This window comes from Oscillatoria sp. FACHB-1406, assembly GCF_014698145.1.
In the GTDB taxonomy this organism is placed as follows: domain Bacteria; phylum Cyanobacteriota; class Cyanobacteriia; order Cyanobacteriales; family Spirulinaceae; genus FACHB-1406.
The window spans coordinates 55,294-76,911 of the sequence record NZ_JACJSM010000018.1; the positions used below are offsets into that span (position 1 = coordinate 55,294).

Consider the following 21,618-nt stretch of genomic DNA (forward strand, 5'->3'; position numbering starts at 1 on the left):
CAATTAACGGAATTTATTGCGCAAAAATCCGGCTAAACCGTCAATACTGCGGGATTGGAGGTAAATTACGCCGTTTCCAGACAGGCGATTGACTAATCCTTCGCCGGATGTCACCGAACCGACTAATCCCCCCGCCAATCCGATGCCCATTTTGATACCCGGTTCGTAGGCGACGAGGTGACTGGTATCGACGATGAATTCCCCAGAAATACGCTTTTTCGTCAGTCCGCCGTAAGCGCCAAAAAAGACGATTCCTCGCCCGCCCAGTTTCAGTTTAAAGAGTCCTTCTCCGGCGATTAAACTTTTGAAACCCGCCCAGCGCACGCCCATTTGTACGCCGGGAGTGTGGGCGATATATGCGCCCGGTTGGAAGCACATTTCCCGCCCTTTGAGTTCGAGCGCTTCGATGTCGCCGATGACGCTTTGAGTCAGGACGAGCGAAAGCGGTTCGCGGGTATGATTGGTGTAGGTATTGACGAACATCGTTTCGCCGCCGAAATATTTGCGAATCAGGGCGCTGAGGATGCCGCCGGAAAATTGCGTTTTCATCGTCAGTTTTGCATCCATGCTTACCATTGCCCCCGCTTCGGCAACGATGCTCTCGCCCGGGTCTAATCTGACAAAAATAGCGGAAAATGCGGGCTTATAGCGAATTTCGTGCTTCACTGCATCCCTCTCTTGCGATAGATTAAAATTTGATGTTATCTACACATGATGCAGCAGCGTTTCCGCAATTTCGCGTTCTTAATGAAGAATGAATAATATAAGATCCGCAAAATCGCCCATTATTTAAGAACATCACCCCGGTTTAATGAATAATCAATGGTGAATGGTGAATAATAAACACTTAAACGACTGTTAGAATTTCTCTCTCACTCCCTCTCCCCAGTCCCCTCGTCACCCCGTCACCCCGTCACCCTTAAGACGGGGATGGTTGCGATAAAATGCTCGGGCGAATGGTGTCGCCATTTTTCAGCGGTTTGTTGCTGTTGACAACGAAGCGGTCTCCGGGCAGCAAGCCGACTCTAATTTCGATTTTACCGCCCGATCGCTCGCCGATGGTTACTTCCCTCGCTGTCACCTTCTTATCTTCTCCGACGACAAAAACTGTTGCACCTTTGCCCTCCGCTTCCCGAATCGCTGCTTCGGGGACGATAACGCGCTGTTGCTTATCGCCTTGAAACTGCACTCGCGCGAGCAAACCGCTACCGATTTCGCCGTTGGGGTTGGGCAGGAGAATTTCAATCGGGATTTGGCGGGTTGTCGCGTCGGCTAGGGGAGAAATGCGATCGATCGTACCGTTAAACGTCTGCTTGGGGAAGGCATCTAAACTCACCGTTACGCTTTGTCCGAGGCGCAAGCGAGGTAAGTCTAACTCGGAGACAGAAGCCACAATTTTAATTTGGGCTAAATCCCCCAACTTCAGCACTTCGCCGCCGGGAGTGACGAGGTTTCCCGGTTCGCTGAGTTTTTCGAGTACGACACCGCTTAGGGGCGAAACCAAACTGGCGTAGGCGCGGCGCTGTTGCTGTTGGGCGACGGCGGCGCGTTGGGCGGCGATGCGTCCGGCGGCGGATTCGACGGCTTGCTGCTGGCTGCGGACTTCTTGGGTGGCGGCGAGAACAGCTTGTTGGGCAACTCGGGCGGCGGTTTGGTAGGTTTCTGCTTCGCGCTGGGCGGTGGCCCCGGCTTTGGCGAGTTCGGCGTAACGCGCGGCATCGTTTTGGGCTTGTTGCAGTTCGACGCGGGTGCGTTCGAGTTGGGTTTGGGCGCTGCCCACTCGGGCGCGGGCTTGGGCGAGTTCGGATTCTCGGGCGGCGAGTTCGGCACTGGCTTGGGCGACTTGGGCGAGGAGGAGGGAATCATCGACCCGGGCGAGGGTTTGTCCGCGCGCGACGCGATCGCCCACATTAACATTTAAGCTTAACAGACGACCTTCCACTTGCGATCGCAGCGTCACTTCTTGGAAGGGGCGCGTCGTGGCCGCATATTCAATCGGGGCGGTTAGGGTATCGAGGCGCGCGATCGAGACATCGGCAGCAATCGGCCCGCCTTCAGAACGGGAACGTTGGGCTGCGGCGGGGGAAGCGTTACGATTGCCCGATAGTTTCGTACAGCCGGTTGCGAGTACGAGCAGCAGCGTTGTACTGACGATGCGAGTAATTCCTCGTTTTCTTGGGTTCAACACCTAGTTTTTCTTCCGGCTCGACTGCGTTGCTGTTCTTTACCTTAACACTTTTGAAGATTGTGCGATCGCGAATTTAGGCAGCTACGGTAATTGCCTTAACGCGAACGGTAGGTTCTGGAATGGGCTGGTTATCTTCTTTAAGCGTATCGAGATAAAGTTCAATGGCTTCCTTGATATTGAATTCGGTTTCTTCAAGGGTTTTTCCCGTGGAAATACAACCCGGTAAGTCCGGAACATAAGCTGAGTAATTATTACCTGCAAATTCAAAAATTACTAGGTACTCTTTCATTAAATCTCCTCCAGTTTTGCTTGTTTCCAAATACTTTTTAAAGTTCCAATCGCAACTTCATCTGAATAACTCCCTGGAACAACGACAATCCCCGGTTTTTGAGAATGCTTAAAGACGCGATGGCTTCCTCGCATTCGAGCCTGATACCATCCATCTCGCTCTAATCTCTTAACCACGTCTCGAACTTTCATGAATCGATCGCCATTAGAATTCCCTCCTAGCAATATCTTAACTCCTACAGTTTTTTAGCGATCTCCATCAAGGAAGAACTTTCGCTGAAGTTGAACCATCTTCAGAAAGCTGCACTAAAATTTCGGAGATAGCCGAGAATCGCTTTCCAATGTTTGACCCTACCCCAGAACCCCAAAATGCCTCGGGGCTAAGCGCCCTTTCCATCCGCCGTCATATCGGCGTGCTGATGCTAACCCTCGCGGTTATCGTCGTTGGCGTGTTTTTTATCTTCCGCTTGCAAGTAGACTTGTTGCCGGCGATTACCTATCCCCGCATTGGCTTGCGTTTGGACGCGCCGGGAGTATCTCCCGATGTGGCAGTAGAGGAGATTACGAAGCCCTTAGAAGAGGCCCTCAGCGCGACGGAAGGGGTCGTTCAGGTGTATTCTCAGACGCGAGAGGGGCGGGTGAGTTTGGATTTGTTTTTTCAGCCGGGAGGGGATATCGACCAAGCGCTGAATGATGCTGCTGCCAGTTTAAACCGCGCGCGCAGTAGCCTGCCGGATGTTGTCGAGGAACCGCGTTTATTTAAAGTCGATCCTTCGCAACTGCCGATTTATGAGTTTGCCTTGGAGTCATCCAGTTTAACCCCAACTCAGTTACGCATCTTTGCCGAAGAAGAACTCGCTCGAGAACTGGGCGTTATTCCCGGCGTAGCTTCGGCAAGTGTATCTGGCGGTGGGGAAGAAGAAGTGCGGGTAGAAATCGACCTGGCACGCTTGCAAGGATTGGGGGCGGGGGTGCAAAATGTTTTAGATGCACTGCGCGATCGCAACCAGGACATCTCCGGCGGGCGCTTGCAGGGAGAAGCGGGCGAACCTCTCACCCGCACGGTGGGGCGCTTCCAATCGGTGGAGGAATTACGCAATTTATCCCTCGTCGTTCCTGGTTCTAACCTACAGCGTCGCATCTATCTGCGCGATGTCGCTGAAATTATCGACGGTACGGCAGAACAGCGCGTTTTTGTCTCCCTGAACGGCAAACCGGCGATTAAAGTCAGCCTGCAAAAACAACCGGATGCCAACACGATAAGCGTTATCGAAGGCGTAAAGGAACGGTTAGAGTTTTTGCGACAATCGGGCGTATTTCCAGCCGATTTGCAACTCGTTGTCACCCTCGATGAATCTCGCTTCATCCAAAATTCGATTAGTAACGTCGTCTCTTCGGGCTTAAGTGGGACGCTTTTAGCCGCCCTCGCCGTGTTTATCTTCCTCGGTTCGCTGCGTCAAACGTTCATTATTGTCATTGCGATTCCCCTAGCAACGTTAGCCGCAATTATTTTAATGAAACTGTTTGGCTTATCGCTCAATGTGTTTAGTTTGGGCGGTTTGGCGTTGGGTGTCGGAATTGTGGTGGATAATTCGATCGTGATGTTAGAGAATATTGCATTAGGCGCAGAAGCATCGCGCGATCGCAACGCCCAGTTCCTCGAAACCGCCCAAGAAAAAGGCAAAGAAGTCGAATCCGCCCTCATCGCTTCCACCGCTACGAACCTTGTCTCCGTGCTGCCATTCCTCCTCATCGGCGGTTTCGTTTCCCTCCTTTTTAACGAACTGATTTTAACGATTAGTTTTTCCGTCGCGGCTTCCCTCGCCGTCGCCCTGACAGTGGTTCCCATGCTGGCCTCTCGCTTGCTGGTGGTGCGGCGATCGAGTGGGGTTGCCAATTGGTGGATTTTGCGGCAATTTCAATCGCGTTTTGAAGCTGCAACGCAAGCTTACGGGAGGCTGTTAGGGTTCGTATTGGGCTGGCGCTTGCCAATTCTCCTGTTACTCATTCTCCTCCTCGGCAGCGGCAGTTATTGGATGGCCGGACAATTGCCTCAAGAATTGATTCCGAAAATTAACACCGGACAAGCCAATCTTTTCGTACAATTTCCTCCCGGTACGACGCTGGAATCGAATCGTAAAATTATGGCAGCGGTGGATGAAATTTTACTCGAACAACCGGAAACCGAGTATGCCTTCACAACGTCCGGCGGTTCTTTGTTTGGCAATACAACTTCGGAGAATTTGCTACGCAGTTCGAGTACGATTGCAGTCAAACCGGGAACCGATATTGAAGCTTTTGTCGAACGGACTTCTAAAGAATTCGATCGCTTAAATTTAGTCGATACGCGCGTGCGCCTTTCCGCCGGACAAGTTCGCGGCATTATCCTCACCAATTCTCCTACGCGCGGCGACCTCGATTTAATTCTGCAAGGGACAAACCTAGAAACTTTACAAGCCACCGGACGCAGCGTTTTAAAATTGTTAGATGAAAAAGTGCAATCGGCGCGTTTTCGCCCGGAAGCCGATCCCCAACAAAATGAGGTGCAAATTTTCCCCGATTGGCAGCGTTTGGAATCGTTAGGGCTGACGGTAGCGGATCTCGGACGCACGATTCAAACGGCGATTCAAGGTTCGGTTCCAACGCAATTACAACGCGGAAATCGCCTGATTGACGTGCGCGTTCGTCTCTCAAGCGACTCTCGCCAGCGCATTTCTCAATTGGAACAATTACCCCTATTATCTCTCAACGATCGCACGATTACTTTGCGGGAAGTTGCGACTCTCGATAAAAATAAAGCTCCTGGCGAAATTCAACGCATCAATCAACGGGAAGTTTTTATCATTACGGGAAACTTAGCGGAAGGCGCGAGCTTGAGTCAAGCAATGGCAGAAGTTGATACGGCTTTTAAAGACCTCAAACTTCCTCAAGGCATAACCCTTTTACCGAGTGCAACTTCGAGCGCTAACAAAGAGTTACAAAACGCCCTAAAACTCTTAGGAGGGTTGGCAATTTTTCTCGTTTTCGTAACGATGGCAGTACAATACAATTCGATTATCGATCCGTTTGCAATTATCCTCACTGTCCCGCTAGCGCTTGCGGGAGGTATCTTTGGGCTGTTTGTGACTGAAACCGCAGTTGGTGTAACCGTGCTAGTGGGTGCGGTTCTGTTGGTAGGAATTGTGGTGAATAATGCGATTATTATGGTGGAATTTGCCAATCAATTACACGCTGAATTTAAACTCAATCGCGTTGCCGCTATTCAGAAAGCCGCTGCCCAACGTTTGCGCCCGATTTTAATGACGACGATTACGACGGTTTTAGGGTTATTTCCGCTGGCTTTGGGGATTGGGGAAGGTTCGGAGTTTTTGCAACCTTTAGGAGTTGTGGTATTTTCGGGTTTGGCGCTGGCGACGTTATTAACGCTGTTTGTTGTGCCGTGTTTTTATGTTTTGTTGCACGATGGCTTGTTTTCTCAAAAACGAGCATTATAAGTTTGATTGTTATAGCGCTACTCACCGAAGAATGAACGCTCTCTAAAGCTGAAAGCATTGGCTGGTGGGCGCTGCCCACCCTACTTAATGTCTTAACCGATCTGCGTAGCGCTATATCACTCGTGACTTTAGCGATAGGGTGAAAAAGTAAAGAGCTAGGAAATTAAATTCCCTAGCTCTCGTGTGAGTTTTAGCCTAAGTTAAAATTTGCGATCGCGACCTCAGATGACTAAGATTACTTACGTCCCAACCATTTGGAAGCTGCAACGCCAAGCAGCGCGCCCAGAACGGGATTGCTAAGGAACTTTAACAGCGCGGGTTGGTCTGCCATCACTTCTTGGAAAATGTCTGGGTGACTGTTATAAACAAAGTTAGCTAACAGACTCAGATCGTTTTCCGTCATATGATTGGGATTGTGGGTGGAAAGACCGAGTTGCTGTTCGAGTTGGCGATCGCTCAATCCCCGTTGTTTCAGTTGTTTGAAGAACTCCCGTGCTACGTCGTCGCGTTCGTTTGGCTTGATTTGTGCGATCGCGCGCTGCAATTCCGGTGCCATTTGTGCGGGCGGAACGCTATCGTGGTGCATTAACCGTCCGAACAAGCTACGGCGTTCGGAACGCGAAGAACGCTGGGCAAAATCGTCAAAGTTTTCGTACTCTTGCTCCGGCGTGCGCTCTGTCGTATCCCCCAAAGATTCAACATTTCCACGAGCCAAATCGTTCATAATTTGGCGCTTGTATTCGTCACTGTTATACATCGATTTTTCTCCTTATTCTTATTATCGTTGAGCAGGCTTCAAAGAAAGATATTATTGCTTGCTATTGATACCGAACCTGGTTAGTTTTTGCGTCGTACTGAGCCGTTAAGATCAACTTCTTATCCGGTGCATAGACAAGAATGCTAACGTCCTGTTTTGAGAAATTGCGTTGAAATCCTTGTACCAGCGACTTAGCTAAAGGACGAACATCATTAGGACTAACTTGCGGCGAAATTACGACTCCTAACTTATTGTTGTCCCGCACGTAAGCATCTTTAATTAAGCCGCGACTTGTCTGCACGACCCAATCACCATATTTTTGACCCGCGCTCGTATTGCCGCGCTCTAACTGGGAGTATAAATTCCTATTTGCCGATGGTAATTGAGTTTGAGTTGAAGGCATTTGAGTCGCTTGTGCTTTCGGCGGTGCACTCGTACAAGCGGTCGCCAGAGTCACTGTCAAAACGATAACTAATGCCGCTACTAATTTACGGCTTTTTTCCCAGAAATTCATCGTATTCCCTCCCAATTACTTTTTTGTTTTTGCCTTATAAACAATTAATTTTTTGCGCGTGCTTCCTCAAAAGTAATACTTTTGAAATCAGAATACTGCTAATTGTTTTAAACGCATAAGTTATGACTAAGCTGTCCGTCTTAACAAGAACGCTTTAGCTTAACTAAATCTGAGAATAACAAAATCATTGAGAGCTTAGTGTCTGCCTAAAGAAAGAACAGCAGAAATTCTATAACAACTACAAAAACGACCTTCCTTTTTTAACAAAACATCTATCTTAAAGTAGATGCAAGTGTTAAAATCGATAAATATAATTGCTTGCGCAATCTCCGCGCCTGAAAAGAATGAGTGTATATATTCTAGACCTTCTAGTCATTGGTCTTTTACTGCTGTTTGTGACTTTAGGTTCGGCTTGGATAGAGCGCTTACCTTTCTCCTTCGCATTGATTTACTTAATTGTCGGTTTTTGCCTCGGCCCCTACGTCTTAGGGCTGATTAAGATCCGTCCGAGTGCAGAGTTTCTAGAGCGTGCTTGTGAATTTGTTGTCCTCGTTTCGGTTTTTGGCTGTGGCATGAAAATGAATCGTCCGCTCAAATCTTGGGCTTGGAGAACGACAGCGCGCTTGATAGGATTTGCGATGCCACTGACCATTATTGCGATCGCGGCCGCTTGTCATTGGCTGCTAGGCTGGAACTGGCCCGAATCCGTCCTGCTGGGTGCAATTCTCTCGCCGACCGACCCCGTTCTGGCTTCAGAAGTTCAACTGTCTCATGTTGAAGATAAAGACGAATTGCGATTTGGACTGACTTCGGAAGGCGGGCTAAATGATGCTCTCGCTTTTCCCTTCGTTTATTTCGGCATTTATTGGCTTGAAAAAGGAAGTTTGGATAAATGGTTTAAGGAATGGGTGGCGATTGATGTGATTTGGGCAATTGGGGCCGGAATTGCAATGGGTGTTATTGTAGCGCGCGCGATCGTTTGGTTAGAACGAAAGGTAACGAATCGGCGACCTATGGATGGAGTCATCGAAGACTTCATCGCCTTAAGTACGATTCTCCTAACCTACAGTCTCACGGAAGTTGTCAACGGTTATGGTTTTCTTGCCGTTTTCGTTGCCGGTTACACCGTCCAAAGTTTTTATTACAGCGACCAAGAAAGGCGGCACGCTCAGCTAGAATTTATCGAACAGATCGAAAAACTCTTGGAAATCGGGGCAATTTTATTAATCGGTTCGCTCTTACTTCTCGAACCGATCGCAAAGTACAGTACGCCCGCCTTAATCATTGCAGCTTTAGTATTATTTGTCATTCGCCCTGCCAGCGTTTGGCTGAGTTTTATGGGTTCTCGCTTGCCTAAACCGATGCGCTGGCTTCTCGGTTGGTTTGGCGTGCGCGGTATCGGATCGATTTACTACCTCAGCTACGCGCTCGGGAAGGGGATTGAGGGCGAAATTGCCGAGCAAATTGTATGGATAACGCTTTCGGTAATTATGCTCTCAGTCGTCATCCACGGGATTAGCGCTACGCCGTTAATGAATTGGTACGAACGTCAGATGGAAGGCCTTCGGAAGAAGGAGGTTTAGAACGCTGGAGTCGGGTTATCGTGAAAGCAGTGGTTATTGCTAATTGTATGACTTCCGACTCCTCACAACACTCCCACACGCCTAGCATGGGCGGCGGCCCTTACATTATTAAGTATTGGGCAGATAAAACCCTCTCGCCTGATGGCCCGCAATTGTGGAAAACGTTACTCCATAAAAGCGCTTGTCTCTCTTGTGCTTGGGGAACGGGCGGGCAAAAGGGTGGTTTTCACAATGAAGCCGATGAAAGCTTGCAGCGCTGCATGAAGAGCGTCGAGTCCATTGTTTCAGAGTTACAACCGCCTGTCGAGCCTCACTTTTTTGATACGCACAGTCTTTCGGAACTCCAACAGCTTACCTCTTATCAGTGCGATCGCCTCGGCCGTTTTAGTTTTCCCGTTATCCATCGTGCCGGAAGTTCTCACTACGAACGCATTTCTTACCGCGAGATCTATCGCCTCGCCGAAACCACGTTTCGCAGCGAACCGGAGCGCGTCGCTTCTTATAGTTCCGGGCGTTCGTCTAACGAAGCGGCCTATTTGCTCCAATTAATGATACGCGCTCTCGGTTCTAATAATCTCGCCGATTGTTCGGATCTCTGCCACGTTGCTTCTACTGTCGGACTGACAGAAATTTTCGGTTCGGGAACTTCGATGGTGAGTTTGGAAGGGTTGAAGAAAGCCGATTGCGTTGTGATTGCCGGTTCTAACGCCGCTTACAACCATCCTCGGTTGATGAACGAGTTGATTAAATTGCGCGATCGCGGTGGTAAAGTCATTGTCATTAACCCGATTCGCGAAATCGGTATGGTGCGCTTCGGTTCTCCCGCTTTCCCGGTTAAATCCCTTTTCACCGGTTCCGATATCGCTTCCCTCTACCTCCAGCCCATCCCCGGAAGCGATGTAGCGCTGTTTGTCGGCCTCCAAAAAGCCGCCCTTGAAGCGGGAACGGTTAAAACCGACTTCCTGCAATCCTACACTGAAAACTGGGAAGCCGTTCTCGATTACGCTCGCAACACCCCTTGGGAAACGATTACCGCCACCTGCGGCGTAGCCCGAGCGGATATTGAAGCCGCCGCTGCGATAATTAGCGCCTCGAAAGGGGTTGTTTTTGCCTGGGCAATGGGCATTACTCAGCACGTCAACGGCGTTGACAACGTTTATAGTATCGCGAACACTGCCCTGCTTACGGGTAATGCGGGGAAAGAAGGGGCGGGAACGATGCCGATTCGCGGCCATTCTAACGTCCAAGGGTTTGGTTCGATGGGCGTTACCTCTCTAATTAAAGAGGAAATTCTTACGGCTCTGGAAAAATTGTTCGGACGCTCTCTGAGTCGCGTTCCTGGCTACAACGCGCGCGCCCTTATCGATGCTGCGGAAGCCCAGAAAATCGATGCGTTACTTTGCGTGGGCGGCAATCTCTTTGCGGCGAATCCCGATTCCGAACAAGCTCGACGCGCTTTGTCAAGCATAGATACAATTATTTACCTGTCAACAAAGCCGAATTTGGGACATTTTCACGGCCTTGCGGGGAAAAATACGATTATCGTCCCCGTTTTCAACCGCTTCGAGAATCCTCACAAAACAACGACGGAATCGGGAAATAACTTTGTACGGCTGAATGATACGGGGAGTACGCACATTCAGGAGGGCGAGTTAATTTCTGAGGTGGAATTTTTGACGGAGATGGCGCATCGCCTGTTGGGGGATTATCCGGTGAATTGGCGCAAACTTCAGGATACGCAGTACGTGCGAGAACTGATTGCGAAAACGATCCCCGGTTACGAGAAGATTGGGGAAATCGATCGCACTGAGGAAGAATTTACCATCGGCGGGCGCATCTTCACGCAACCGAAGTTTAAAACGGCTTCAGGTAAGGCGAAAATGTCGGTTACGCCGCTACCGCAGTTAGACTTGCCAGATATTGCCAGTTTTGGGGCAGGCGAGGTACGGGGTAAGGTTGTGGCGCTGACCACCGGGCGCAGCTACTCCCAGCATAATACGGTGGTGTACAAAGAAGGCGATCGCTACCGAAAGATGCCCCATCGCCATTGTATTTTAATGAATCCTGAAGACTGCGATCGCGCCGGATTTTCCGAACACCAGCGCGTTACCGTCCGCGCCGATGCCGGAGAATTGGATAACATTGAGATTATCTATGGCGACGTGCGTGAAGGGGCGGCGTTGATGTTTTATCCCGAAGTTAACGCCATCCTGAAGGCGCGAATCGATCCGCACTGCGGTATTCCAGCTTATAAGCGCGTTCCTGCCTTAATTTACATCAAAGGTTCCGGGAATAATTAATTTAAGGGATTGGGGGTGACAGCGAACACTTGTATGTGCTATTGTGTGTTACACGCATCATTGACGAGATTTCCCTCCATCGCCCCCAGGGAAGCTTAAAAAATTGCCCAAAATGTGCATTAAAACTCAAGCTCCCGTCCCTCCTCTCTCCTAGCGGATAACGGATAACTAAAATGCCCTCTCTATCTCCCGAGCGATCGCAAAGCGAAGGAAAATGTTACAATAGTTAAACAAATTCAGAAAAGTCCAGAGACTTCAAATCAAGCGCTAAGCAGAGATTTTGAATCTCCTCGCGGCTGGGAAACTCCAACAGAGTTGGGTCAAGTTATGCTAATATGATAGGTTTGCTCGATATTAGTTAACTGGATCGACTCACCCTCTAGAAATTATTGTCCTGTAGCGAGATGGGGATTTGTTGTATCCCATCTTCTTTAATTTTCAGGTTGACCGTCTACTTTTTACCCCACCCCAAAGGCGCGATGAAAACCCCTCAAATCTCAACGGATCCCGTCCGTACTTACCTCAAAGAAATCGGTCGCGTACCGCTATTGACTCATGAGGAAGAGATCCTCTACGCCAAGCAGGTTCAGCGCGCGATCGCCTTACAACACCTTAAAGAAAAGCTCGAACAAAAGCAAGGCCAGGAAGTCAGCCTCAGCGAATGGGCGACTGCTGCGAATCTGACTCCTAACGAGTTAGAAAAATCGATCGCAAACGGCGAGCGCGCCAAGCGCAAAATGGTAGAAGCGAACCTGCGCCTAGTGGTTTCCGTTGCGAAAAAATATATCAAACGCAACCTCGACTTGCTCGATTTAATCCAAGAAGGAACCATCGGAATGCAGCGTGGGGTTGAAAAATTCGATCCGACTAAAGGGTATCGCTTTTCGACGTATGCTTATTGGTGGATCCGTCAAGCCATTACGCGCGCGATCGCAGAAAAAAGCCGTACCATTCGTCTGCCCATCCACATCACCGAAAAACTCAATAAAATCAAAAAAGCGCAGCGTCAATTATCCCAAGAACTCGGACGCGCCGCTACCGTTGCCGAACTCGGACGAGAACTCGATCTCACTCCCAAACAAGTGCGCGAGTACCTCGAAAAAGCGCGGCATCCGCTTTCCCTCGACTTGCGAGTTGGCGACAACCAAGACACCGAACTCGGAGAACTCCTAGAAGACGATGGCTTGTCTCCCGAAGACTTCGCCACCCACTCTTCCTTGCAAGGCGACTTGCATAAACTAATGTCCGAGTTAACCCCGCAGCAGCGCGAAGTCATCGCCCTGCGCTACGGACTCGAAGACGGACAACCCTTGACACTGGCTAAAATCGGCGTGCGTCTCAACATCAGTCGAGAACGGGTGCGCCAACTCGAACGCGAAGCGCTTAACAAACTCCGCAAGCGTAAATCCTCCGTTCAAGAATACATCGCCAGTTAATCGCGAGCGGTTGAATTGTAGGGGTTCTAATTGCCAGCACTAGACGCAAATCGTTATCGATAAAACTAACTTGTAGGGAGGTTATTGATAACCTCTCTACAAGGAAAATACAGAACCAGGGGGGTTAGCAATAGAGCCATTACGATAGAGGCAAAGCCGTAAAATTAGGAGATTTAATTATGAACCGCGAAACAAACAATAACTCAGAATTTATTAATGTGTCTGACTCAGTAAACTATCTGTGGCAGTACGTTCAAAATCTCAGCCCGGAAATTATCGCGCAACTGTCGCGCCCGCAATCTCCAGAAGTTCTCAACGTGATGGAACGTAACATTATTGGAATGCTGGGTAACTTACCGTCCGAGCAATTCGACGTACAAATCAACACCAGTCGCGAACATCTCGGGCGCTTGCTTGCTTCCGCCTTAATGAGTGGTTATTTCTTGCGGAATGCAGAACAGCGAATGCAATTCGAGCAATCTTGGCAAAACGTCGAACACCCGATTGCCGATTTAGAGTGAGGCACAAACGAATAGAACCTCCCGTACCCGAAGAAATCGCGCAATTGCAGAAATCGCTGCGATCGTGGTACAAAGCACAAGGACGATCCCTACCTTGGCGCGAAGACCAAGATTCTTACAAAATCTGGATTTCGGAGATTATGCTCCAGCAAACCCAGGTTAAAACCGTTATCCCCTACTACCAACGCTGGCTCGATAAATTCCCAACCCTCCCTGACTTAGCCGCCGCCGACTTACAAACCGTTCTCAAAGCGTGGGAAGGTTTGGGTTATTACGCGCGCGGGCGCAACCTCCACAAAGCCGCCCGTCAAATTATCGCCCAGCACAATGGAGAAATTCCCCGCAACCTCGAAACCCTCTTAACTTTACCCGGAATCGGACGCACCACCGCCGGAGGCATTCTCAGCGCCGCTTTCAATCTCCCCGTTTCGATCTTAGATGGCAACGTCAAACGAGTTCTAGCACGACTGGTAGCGTTAGACGTTCCCCCCGCTAAAGCAATATCGGACTTGTGGAATCTCTCCGATGTTCTTCTCGATACCAAGCATCCGCGCGACTTCAACCAAGCGTTAATGGATTTAGGCGCAACCCTCTGCACGCCCAAAAAACCCGCTTGCTTGCTTTGCCCTTGGCAAACTCACTGTCAGGCGTACAATAAAGGCATTCAAGCCCAAATCCCCATGAAAGAACAGTCTGCCCCGCTACCGCACAAACAAATCGGCGTAGCCGTCATCCAAAACCCACAAGGACAAATTTTAATCGATCGCCGCCCCGAAAATGGATTGCTCGGGGGGTTGTGGGAATTTCCCGGCGGTAAAATCGAAGCGGGGGAAACCATACCGGATTGCATCAAGCGCGAAATTAAAGAAGAACTCGGTATTGATATTGAAGTCGGGGAACATTTAATGAGCCTCGAACACGCTTACACTCATTTTCGCGTTACTTTGCACGTTCATTATTGCTGCCATATTGGGGGCGAACCGCAAGCGATTGAGTGTCAAGAAATTCGCTGGGTAACGTTAGAAGAAATCGATGAGTTTCCCTTTCCGAAAGCGAATAGCCAGATTATTGCGGCGCTGCGAGAAAATGAGTTAAAGAAGAGAAAATTGTAATCCCACTTCTCAGTTACGATGCACTAAATGTTTCGTCGTAGGGGCATAACATTGTTATGCCCTCTTCGGGAATCGTGCAAAATCAATAAGAATTGGTATAAGAATTAAAATAAATTGAAAGTCGGAAGGGTAAGGCGATCGCGGTATTTATGTTGTTTAGAGAGTTGCGCTCTGAAGACTCTCAGTGTCAAGCTCAAGCTAAATCCTGGGTTAGCCCAGTGTTATTCAGCCGACGGACAAATATTTTCTCTCAATGGCTTCAGTGATAATGTTTTGAGCAAATTCCCAGAGTAAATCTGAGCCTTCGCCGATATAACGATTGCGTTGCATTACTTGAGAACTCGTAATGTTATGCTCGCGCCAGCTTCTTCCTTCTGTGTGATAATTGTGCAACAAAGGAATGAGCCGGTCTAAAGCTGCTGCGAATTTAGCCTCGCTCGTATCCCGCTGTTCAAACTCCGTCCACAAATTACGCAGTTCGATTGCTTGGTCTGTTGGCAGCAAGTTAAAAATTCTGTCAGCGGCTCTATTCTCTCGGTCTGCTTTAGTCAAAGCTCCTATATCGTCGTAGCAAAACGTATCGTCTGCATCAATCTCAACAATGTCGTGGACAATAAGCATTTTCAATACTCGCAGTAAATCCAATTGCTCGTTAGCGTGTTCTGCCAGCAAAACTGCCATAACCGTTAAATGCCAACTATGTTCTGCGGTGTTTTCTCTCCGAGAATTGTTGACAAGATATGTCCTCCGCAGAATACTTTTTAATTTGTCTATTTCGACAATAAATTGAATTTGTTGCTGGAGTCGTTCTCTATTCATATTCCTTTTACTTAATCGGAATCTCGATCGTAAATTCAGTTCCCTTACCCAGTTCGGAATAACAACTTAATTGCCCTTGGTGTAGCTCGACAATAATCTGATACGCGATCGCTAAACCCATCCCCGTTCCCTTCCCAACGGATTTTGTGGTGAAAAAAGGATTAAAAATCTGCTGCTGCACTTCCTCAGACATCCCGATCCCATTATCCGCGATCGCGACCTCAACCCAACCCTCACTTGCCGATGTCCGCAGCGTAATGCAACCTTCCTCACTCTCATTTCCCGATTTTCTCTGTTGGGACTGACGTTCTTCAATCGCATCGATCGCATTAACGAGCAATGCCATAAAAACCTGATTCAATTTTCCTGCATAGCAAGCAATATTGGGTAACGGCTCGTACTGCTTGACAATTGAAATTCCTTGCGGGTTAGCATTAGCCATGAGCCGATGCTGCAAAATCATCAACGTACTCTCAAGCCCCTCATGCAAATCGACTTCTTTATACTCAGCTTCGTCCAAACGTGCAAAAGTCCGCAATCCTAACACAATATTGCGAATGCGATGGCTGCCAACTTGCATTGACTTCAAAAGTTTAAACAAATCGTCAACGACAAACTCCAAATCTAAGTCTTGACTCACCTCAATAATCTCGCTAACCGGTTCGGGGTAATACTTTTGATAAAGATGCAGTAGCTCGATTAAACTCTGCACGTAGCTGCCCGTATGACCGATATTGACATGAATGAAATTCATGGGGTTATTGATTTCATGGGCAATTCCAGCGACTAGCACGCCCAATGCAGACATCTTTTCCGACTCTACCAGCTTGGCTTGCATTACCTTCAAATCGTGGATAATTTTCTTAGTTTGCTGGGATTGAATTTCATAGGAGTCTTCTAATAACATCCGATTGGATTCCGCGCGCTCGAGTTTTTTGTGCAGTACGCGGTTCTGTCGTTCTAACTGCTGCACTTGCTGTTGTAGTTGCTTAATCGATAAATTCTCCATTCTCCATTACTCCACACCCAATAATAAGGTGACAAAAGTTTCATGATGCAATTGCGTTTCACCTTCAAGCCGTAAAGGGGCAATTTCACCGTAGGTATAAAAGCCCGCACAAACCATACCAGCCGGAAGTTCCGGTTGCAGGAGTTGATATTCTTCCTGCGTTCGCGTTCCTAAGATTTGGAAGCGGCCGCTGCAAGAAAATAAAAGAGCGATCGCGGGTTGAGTTCCTGGATAATGCTCGAGCGCTTGTTGGAGAGAAGCGCGTACTGAATTTAAAATTTCATCGCGATCCCCTCGGGCGGCTCGAACCCGCGCTTGGGAAGGAATATCGGCAAAAAAAGTAATCGTACCGCCGATGGAATCATTGTCTGCATTCGAGGTTCTCATGTACCAACTCTCCCGATTCGATTCAAACACCGCTAATCGGTAAGGAGGAGCGAGGCGAACTTCCCCCACGCAGTCCTGATAAAATTCTACTGCCGGTCGTCCGTCGATCTCGTAAAGGACATTATTTTCGATTTTGGTTGCAACTCCGGTTCTACCGATAGGCTCCCAACCCGTCGCAACTCCATGTCCGACTAGCACCGGTCCGGATAGAATCAGAATCGGCAGGGCATCGCTCAAAACTTCTGTGCCGAAAAATTGGTAGGTTTGTTTGAAATCCCATTGATCGCTCGTTGAACCGCCCACAATCGGAACTTCTTTACCGAGGGCTTCTTGTAAGCCTTTGACGATGGAAACGCCGCTAACCGTCAGGCTTTCGGGTGTAGTCAGACAGAGGACGGGAGGATGCTGGGCGCTAGCGGTGGCTGATTGCACGGTTTGTCGGGCAATTCCGACGGGATCTGAGGATACATTGCGACCGATCGCTGCTTGAAATTCGATCTCGTCAGAGCAGAATAAAATTAAGACTAAAGAGTCTTGCTGAAACCCCAAAACGGAAGAGAGTTCCCCGCAACTGGTTCCGCCGATGAGTTGAAGATTGGGGAAGGTTTGATGAATCGCTGCCAAAATTTCAGAATGCTCGAAATCCATAGCAGCGAATAACATCCCAGCTTGGGGGCTTAAACCAGCTAAGGCGGTTTTGCACCGAGTTAAAACTTCCGCGATCGCACTTTGGGTGTTTGGATCGTTACTATGTCCGACAACTGCTTTTAGCATTTTTCTCTCAAGTTCCAGTTTTGAAAGCTGTGGGGTGGGTTTTACGGGCAGCACGCTTAAAAAAACCCCGCTGTTTCCTTGAATCTAATATACCCTTGTAGAGAGCGGCTGCGATTCCGCGATCGCACCTAGTCGAAAATATTGAATTTTGAGTAGAAATCCGGTTTGTGAGATCGGGGTAATCTCTGAGTTGAGTGGATTGAAACCCCCCTCCTCGCGCGCACCGCGCCAAAAATTCCGTTAAGAAGCCCAGCAGCGCGATCGCTAACACGCTTCTATCGCCTCAATGGTACTGAAATAAGAGTTAAAAAACCGCCTGTAGAGACGTTGACTTGCAACGTCTCTACAGATAATTTTGTAGGGTGGGCAGCGCCCACCAGCTTTAAGTCAGTGCCATTCTTCTATCGCTTCATTAAATTTAAGATGAGTTCTCTCAATACCTTCTAAAGATTTTCATCGAATTTTGTCTGAAAACTACCATACTTAAACCAATATTGTTTCAGATCGTGGTGGGGAGTCAGCAAACTCGCTTTAGCTTGATATAGCAGAATTTTTCGATGCGTTCCAATCCAGACTCGCTTGATCGGTTCTACCGAAATCAGCGTTCCTCCTAGACTTTTTACGCATTGCTCGAAACGCTCTACTGCCGAATAATCTAACGTTTCAAAAATAAAGAAGTTGCCAGTACAAATTAAATGGCGGCTGCGAATCCAAGCTTGCATTTTTTGACGAGCAATTGGCGGAAGCATAGCGTGTTAATGGGGGATTGAGCTAAGACGCATTTAAATTAGGGCAATAGAAATTCTTCTACTCTCCCAGCGAGCATTAATACAGATTTAAAGATCGAACTGATTATGACTGCGCCCGCAATTCTGGGACTTCCGAAGCATAACTTTGCAATTTTTCAAAATTCAAAGAACCAACAGTCGAACCCCAGACTTGTTCGTGGGTATTAATATCAAAACCTCTATCTAAACTGTTAAAAGTTGTTTCTGTAAGCTCAACATCGCTAACGAGATAAGTCTGCTTTCCGTATTTTTCAAACAAACAGTTTTTCCCTTCAACTCTGCCTCGGAATAAATTGTTTTCCTTATGAAAAATCATCGAGCAATGATAGCGACGCTCGATACAATCCGGTGCGATAGTTTTTAATATCTCTAAATCTCGTCCCGCTCCGGCGTAGCGAATTCGATCTCGCAAGCTGTAGTTTTCAATATAAATTTCGCCATTCTGTTCTACAAACCGATGAACGGCTTGTCGATACGGAGTCCAAAGATCGTGATTATAGACCTGCTCGGAATAAAACCCAATGCCCGAAAAGAAGCCCCAAGGAAGGGGTCTAAAAAAGACGCGAATATGAGCATAATTTTTAGAATCAGCAAAGGCTTGTTTTTGATTGCTAAAATCTCCTGCAAGCCAGCAAGCTAACTCGAACATCAGATCGCTTTGACTAGAAGTATCTATAGATCTTTTTTTATTCATAAATGTCAACACGAAAATCTTTTCTTCGATAAAGTTAAATTGATATAAAATTGAGATTTATTAAGTCTTATCTTAAGCCGATAATAAACGGATTTCCGAAGAGAAAGAAGCAGTAACAACGCCATTTCCTTCGCTAGTCTTAATTAAGGAAACTCGCAGGCGAAAGTTGGGATTAACAAACCAAATCCGTTCTTCTGCTGCCGCTCTTTCATATTCTGTGAGCAGAATAAATGTGCCATCGTCCCCAATTTCGTAGTTGCCAATCGAAGGAATTGTTTCAGCATAACCGCGATCGCGCAGCAATCTTCCAGACCGCAAATTATTAGGACTCGGAATTGGCACTAAAATTGTCGTTCCCTCGAAGGTTTCAGCGTCATCCCAATCCGATTCTCCTTGCCAACTCATGCGAAAAGGGTTGCTCGCCATTTGCGGTTCGATTTTGTAAGCTTGACACAACTCCACTACTTCGGCATCGTCTTCAGCTAACGGCACGATTTCTATGGTTGAAGTGACTTGCTCGAAGTGACTAAACGCGAGATGATGGGCGCTACGTTGAGATTTCCAACATCCTAGAGAAAGCTCTACAAATTCACGAATATCCATTGCAAAAATCGGGAAAGAGTCTAAAAGCTATCTCGTCTATTTAAAAAGTAGAGCGAATTAACCCCTAATCCGCTCTATAAGTTAAGTAGGAGATATTTTAAGTAACAGCTATTTCAGCTAGGAGATAGGGTTATTTTATCATGAAAATATGCAGAAGTCCAGGATAAAAATCGCTTTTTTGGAGGAAAGAAGCAGAGTTTTTATGAGATAAAAACCCTACATACTCGCTATAGCAACTGCTACGGTCAGTCGCTCCAAAAAACCAGCACTCCCACAACTAAAGCATCAATTCTCAAAACTTGCCTTTGCCAAAACACTTGGGTTGCTTTTTAATTGCTCGATCGCGGAATCAAACAACCCAAGACTCCATAGATGGGCGTGCCTTTATTCCTGCAAATTACCGAAAGTCCTTAAGCGACCTCAGTGATGCTAATAATCGTTCCGCCCGATCGCTGAATGCGCTGAATTTGCGAACTCATGCGATCGCCAGGAACGAGATATTCCGTCGTACTGACTCGGCGCGGACTGTCAAATTTGAAGCCTTTTGCCCGAATCTTGAACATTTTCGCCGTTGCATCTTTGTAACCGCTCGAACGACCGCCTTTAGAAGGTAAAGAAACCTTCGTTGCGCCGTTAGTTGCTAAGTCAGAAACCAAGCGCGCCGACGTAAAAGCACTATCGACTCCGGCATAACCCTGATAAAGAGAAAGCGTGCGATTGTAACCGACATTCTTCTGTCCGATTTGCGTTTTAGCGCCTTGATAGAAAGGCACGACATTTTCGCCAAATTGAGTTTGATACTCGTCGCTATCCAAATAAGAATCAATTTCGGCTTCGTAGCCTTCTTCAATGCAGCGGCGAACGTGCTCGGAAAGTTCGGCTTGGTCGCGGGGAGCGCGCCCTAATAAATGCTTGAAGTTGAGTTCGACAAAGCGATAGGGAGCGCAGGATTCAAAGTAACGGCGGCGATAAAAGTCAGATTTGGCGACGGCGCGGACAAACTCCCGTACTGTTAAATCGCCGTTGGCTAACTGCGATTCTGCCGTCGTTAACCGCTCGCTTTCCATCACGTGAGGGTTGCCCAAAACTTGCTTGTAAACGGCGCGAATCGTGCCAGACACTTCATCAGCACTTCTTGAAACGCGGAGTTCGACGGGATTCTCTAACACTACACTCATTTAACCTTCTCCTTAAAATTTTAGTTTTCTTAAACCGGGGTGATGCTGGCGATGGTGCCGCCGGAAGCATGGATGCGTTGGTACTCTTGGCTGAGTCGGTCGAAGGGGACAAAATACACCTGGTTGCTGCGACGGAAGCGGGAAACGCGACTGACTTTACCGGGAGAACCATAGCCGGTAACTTCGATGCGGTAGACTTTGCCGCTTTCGCCAACGCCCGTTCCCAAGCGCGAGGGTGCAGTGGTGGCCGGATCGCGGAACGACCAACCGTTGCCAACACTACCGCCCGAGGGAGGAATAACAGGCAGGGGCGTTTCTTGGATGACGTATTTGTTGAGGACGGGTTTTTTTCCGGAGATGCTGCCTTTGAGGTCGCTGCTGGATGCACCGCGCAACAGGGCAAACATATGCGTAAAGCCCACCATGTTTTGACCGGGCTTGGTTTTGTAGCCCCGGTAGTAGGGGACGATGTTTTCTCCGTAGGCGCTTTGATATTCATCGCTGTCGAAGTAGGAGTCGATTTCTGCTTCAAAACCTTGGGTATCTAGAAGGGTGCTGTGGGCGCGCATTTCTTCTAAGCCGTCGGGGGCGCGTCCAAGCAGGCGTTTGAAGTTGAGTTCGATGAATCGATAGCGGGGGCAGGTATCGAAGGTACGGGAGCGATAGAGGTCGGATTTTGCGATCGCGCGTGCAAACTCGCGGACGCTAAATTCGCCGCGTTTAAACTGGGATTCAGGAACGACAGCGCGTTCGCTCTCCATCACGTAAGCATTGCCGAGAATTTGTCGGTAGACAGCGCTAATTAGGCTTTCGGTTGCTTCTGTCGATTGACCGGGGACAGCTTCTAAGGGCGGCGTTTCTTCAAATAAAGCAACGCCGAGTTGTGAGGCAGGTCCAAAAGTCATAAAAAAAGAATCTCCAAAAAAGAACTGAGGGACAATTTTTTGCTTGAATCTAGTTATTAGTTAAGAAAAGGGGAAAGAAATCGGAAAGAAATCGGAAAGATAACTGAAAGAAAAGGGAAAAATGACTAATTCTAGACAGCAAGCTCGGGAATAAATATCTAATTTAACGGAACCTCAAATGAGATCTCTGAAACATAACTTTACAAATTGTTGTCAAGGGGGGTGAACCTCACTTTCTTTCCGAGTTTTCTTCAAGAACGAACCCTTC

The 21,618-nt window shown here is 48.1% G+C and carries 20 protein-coding genes; 6 read left to right on the plus strand and 14 right to left on the minus strand.

Going from position 1 to position 21,618, the window contains the following annotated elements; translation table 11 throughout:
* Window positions 1-3 precede the first annotated feature (3 nt).
* The 4 genes from H6G50_RS16925 to H6G50_RS16940 all read right to left on the minus strand — a co-directional run bounded on the left by H6G50_RS16925 (window position 4) and on the right by H6G50_RS16940 (window position 2,668).
* Window positions 4-666, minus strand: coding sequence for a TIGR00266 family protein (locus tag H6G50_RS16925; RefSeq protein WP_190718689.1), 663 nt, complete (start codon window positions 664-666; stop codon window positions 4-6).
* 253 nt (window positions 667-919) lie between these two features.
* Window positions 920-2,188: an efflux RND transporter periplasmic adaptor subunit gene (locus H6G50_RS16930; protein WP_190718692.1), complete on the minus strand. Its 1,269-nt coding sequence runs from the start codon at window positions 2,186-2,188 to the stop codon at window positions 920-922.
* 73 nt (window positions 2,189-2,261) lie between these two features.
* Complete coding sequence (locus H6G50_RS16935) at window positions 2,262-2,477, minus strand: type II toxin-antitoxin system HicB family antitoxin (protein WP_190718694.1); 216 nt, start codon at window positions 2,475-2,477, stop codon at window positions 2,262-2,264.
* Window positions 2,477-2,668: a type II toxin-antitoxin system HicA family toxin gene (locus tag H6G50_RS16940; RefSeq protein ID WP_190718698.1), complete on the minus strand. Its 192-nt coding sequence runs from the start codon at window positions 2,666-2,668 to the stop codon at window positions 2,477-2,479. Before H6G50_RS16940 ends, H6G50_RS16935 begins: the two co-directional genes overlap by 1 nt.
* Window positions 2,669-2,817: 149 nt before the next feature.
* On the opposite strand from H6G50_RS16940, the gene H6G50_RS16945 reads away from it, so the two are divergent.
* Complete coding sequence (locus H6G50_RS16945) at window positions 2,818-5,970, plus strand: efflux RND transporter permease subunit (protein WP_190718701.1); 3,153 nt, start codon at window positions 2,818-2,820, stop codon at window positions 5,968-5,970.
* A 235-nt stretch (window positions 5,971-6,205) separates the two neighbouring features.
* On the opposite strand, the gene H6G50_RS16950 is transcribed toward H6G50_RS16945, so the two are convergent.
* Window positions 6,206-6,727: a hypothetical protein gene (locus H6G50_RS16950; protein WP_190718704.1), complete on the minus strand. Its 522-nt coding sequence runs from the start codon at window positions 6,725-6,727 to the stop codon at window positions 6,206-6,208.
* Between the two features lie 61 nt (window positions 6,728-6,788).
* The gene (locus tag H6G50_RS16955) at window positions 6,789-7,241 is read right to left on the minus strand and encodes a hypothetical protein (RefSeq protein WP_190718707.1); all 453 of its coding nucleotides are present in this window, start codon (window positions 7,239-7,241) and stop codon (window positions 6,789-6,791) included.
* Between the two features lie 344 nt (window positions 7,242-7,585).
* On the opposite strand from H6G50_RS16955, the gene H6G50_RS16960 reads away from it, so the two are divergent.
* The 5 genes from H6G50_RS16960 to mutY all read left to right on the plus strand — a co-directional run bounded on the left by H6G50_RS16960 (window position 7,586) and on the right by mutY (window position 14,193).
* Window positions 7,586-8,824 (plus strand): sodium:proton antiporter, encoded by a 1,239-nt coding sequence (locus H6G50_RS16960; RefSeq protein ID WP_190718709.1) that lies wholly within the window; start codon window positions 7,586-7,588, stop codon window positions 8,822-8,824.
* Window positions 8,779-11,124 carry an FdhF/YdeP family oxidoreductase gene (locus H6G50_RS16965; protein WP_242032863.1) on the plus strand — a complete coding sequence of 782 codons (2,346 nt, stop codon included), beginning with the start codon at window positions 8,779-8,781 and terminating at the stop codon, window positions 11,122-11,124. The genes H6G50_RS16960 and H6G50_RS16965 overlap by 46 nt, the downstream gene beginning before the upstream one ends.
* A gap of 479 nt (window positions 11,125-11,603) precedes the next feature.
* The gene (locus H6G50_RS16970) at window positions 11,604-12,560 is read left to right on the plus strand and encodes an RNA polymerase sigma factor, RpoD/SigA family (RefSeq protein WP_190718713.1); all 957 of its coding nucleotides are present in this window, start codon (window positions 11,604-11,606) and stop codon (window positions 12,558-12,560) included.
* 179 nt (window positions 12,561-12,739) lie between these two features.
* A complete protein-coding gene (locus H6G50_RS16975; RefSeq protein WP_190718718.1) occupies window positions 12,740-13,081 on the plus strand; it encodes a DUF760 domain-containing protein in 342 nt (113 codons plus the stop codon).
* Complete coding sequence (gene mutY, locus H6G50_RS16980) at window positions 13,078-14,193, plus strand: A/G-specific adenine glycosylase (protein WP_347239952.1); 1,116 nt, start codon at window positions 13,078-13,080, stop codon at window positions 14,191-14,193. Before H6G50_RS16975 ends, mutY begins: the two co-directional genes overlap by 4 nt.
* A gap of 225 nt (window positions 14,194-14,418) precedes the next feature.
* Here mutY and H6G50_RS16985 read toward each other — a convergent pair whose 3' ends face one another.
* From H6G50_RS16985 to H6G50_RS17020, 8 genes are all read right to left on the minus strand, one after another.
* Complete coding sequence (locus H6G50_RS16985) at window positions 14,419-15,012, minus strand: HD domain-containing protein (RefSeq protein WP_190718721.1); 594 nt, start codon at window positions 15,010-15,012, stop codon at window positions 14,419-14,421.
* A 7-nt stretch (window positions 15,013-15,019) separates the two neighbouring features.
* A complete protein-coding gene (locus H6G50_RS16990) occupies window positions 15,020-16,021 on the minus strand; it encodes an ATP-binding protein (protein WP_190718725.1) in 1,002 nt (333 codons plus the stop codon).
* A gap of 6 nt (window positions 16,022-16,027) precedes the next feature.
* On the minus strand, window positions 16,028-17,182 hold the full coding sequence (locus tag H6G50_RS16995) for an FIST N-terminal domain-containing protein (RefSeq protein WP_190718728.1): 1,155 nt from the start codon (window positions 17,180-17,182) through the stop codon (window positions 16,028-16,030).
* A 443-nt stretch (window positions 17,183-17,625) separates the two neighbouring features.
* Window positions 17,626-17,931 (minus strand): CpeR family transcriptional regulator, encoded by a 306-nt coding sequence (locus tag H6G50_RS17000; protein ID WP_190718730.1) that lies wholly within the window; start codon window positions 17,929-17,931, stop codon window positions 17,626-17,628.
* Between the two features lie 103 nt (window positions 17,932-18,034).
* Window positions 18,035-18,664, minus strand: a complete 630-nt coding sequence (locus H6G50_RS17005; RefSeq protein ID WP_190718734.1) for a chromophore lyase CpcT/CpeT — start codon at window positions 18,662-18,664, stop codon at window positions 18,035-18,037.
* A 72-nt stretch (window positions 18,665-18,736) separates the two neighbouring features.
* Complete coding sequence (locus H6G50_RS17010) at window positions 18,737-19,267, minus strand: phycobiliprotein lyase (RefSeq protein WP_190718736.1); 531 nt, start codon at window positions 19,265-19,267, stop codon at window positions 18,737-18,739.
* Between the two features lie 410 nt (window positions 19,268-19,677).
* A complete protein-coding gene (locus tag H6G50_RS17015) occupies window positions 19,678-20,445 on the minus strand; it encodes a phycobilisome rod-core linker polypeptide (RefSeq protein ID WP_190718739.1) in 768 nt (255 codons plus the stop codon).
* 29 nt (window positions 20,446-20,474) lie between these two features.
* On the minus strand, window positions 20,475-21,350 hold the full coding sequence (locus H6G50_RS17020) for a phycobilisome linker polypeptide (RefSeq protein ID WP_190718742.1): 876 nt from the start codon (window positions 21,348-21,350) through the stop codon (window positions 20,475-20,477).
* Window positions 21,351-21,618 lie beyond the last annotated feature (268 nt).

Bases quoted from the DNA above. Each gene is read 5' to 3' on its own strand.
- H6G50_RS16935 (WP_190718694.1), bottom strand. From the start codon at position 2,477: ATGAAAGAGTACCTAGTAATTTTTGAATTTGCAGGTAATAATTACTCA.
- H6G50_RS16940 (WP_190718698.1), bottom strand. From the start codon at position 2,668: ATGAAAGTTCGAGACGTGGTTAAGAGATTAGAGCGAGATGGATGGTAT.
- H6G50_RS16945 (WP_190718701.1), top strand. From the start codon at position 2,818: ATGTTTGACCCTACCCCAGAACCCCAAAATGCCTCGGGGCTAAGCGCC.
- H6G50_RS16950 (WP_190718704.1), bottom strand. From the start codon at position 6,727: ATGTATAACAGTGACGAATACAAGCGCCAAATTATGAACGATTTGGCT.
- H6G50_RS16955 (WP_190718707.1), bottom strand. From the start codon at position 7,241: ATGAATTTCTGGGAAAAAAGCCGTAAATTAGTAGCGGCATTAGTTATC.
- H6G50_RS16960 (WP_190718709.1), top strand. From the start codon at position 7,586: ATGAGTGTATATATTCTAGACCTTCTAGTCATTGGTCTTTTACTGCTG.
- H6G50_RS16970 (WP_190718713.1), top strand. From the start codon at position 11,604: ATGAAAACCCCTCAAATCTCAACGGATCCCGTCCGTACTTACCTCAAA.
- H6G50_RS16975 (WP_190718718.1), top strand. From the start codon at position 12,740: ATGAACCGCGAAACAAACAATAACTCAGAATTTATTAATGTGTCTGAC.
- H6G50_RS16985 (WP_190718721.1), bottom strand. From the start codon at position 15,012: ATGAATAGAGAACGACTCCAGCAACAAATTCAATTTATTGTCGAAATA.
- H6G50_RS16990 (WP_190718725.1), bottom strand. From the start codon at position 16,021: ATGGAGAATTTATCGATTAAGCAACTACAACAGCAAGTGCAGCAGTTA.
- H6G50_RS16995 (WP_190718728.1), bottom strand. From the start codon at position 17,182: ATGCTAAAAGCAGTTGTCGGACATAGTAACGATCCAAACACCCAAAGT.
- H6G50_RS17000 (WP_190718730.1), bottom strand. From the start codon at position 17,931: ATGCTTCCGCCAATTGCTCGTCAAAAAATGCAAGCTTGGATTCGCAGC.
- H6G50_RS17005 (WP_190718734.1), bottom strand. From the start codon at position 18,664: ATGAATAAAAAAAGATCTATAGATACTTCTAGTCAAAGCGATCTGATG.
- H6G50_RS17010 (WP_190718736.1), bottom strand. From the start codon at position 19,267: ATGGATATTCGTGAATTTGTAGAGCTTTCTCTAGGATGTTGGAAATCT.
- H6G50_RS17015 (WP_190718739.1), bottom strand. From the start codon at position 20,445: ATGAGTGTAGTGTTAGAGAATCCCGTCGAACTCCGCGTTTCAAGAAGT.
- H6G50_RS17020 (WP_190718742.1), bottom strand. From the start codon at position 21,350: ATGACTTTTGGACCTGCCTCACAACTCGGCGTTGCTTTATTTGAAGAA.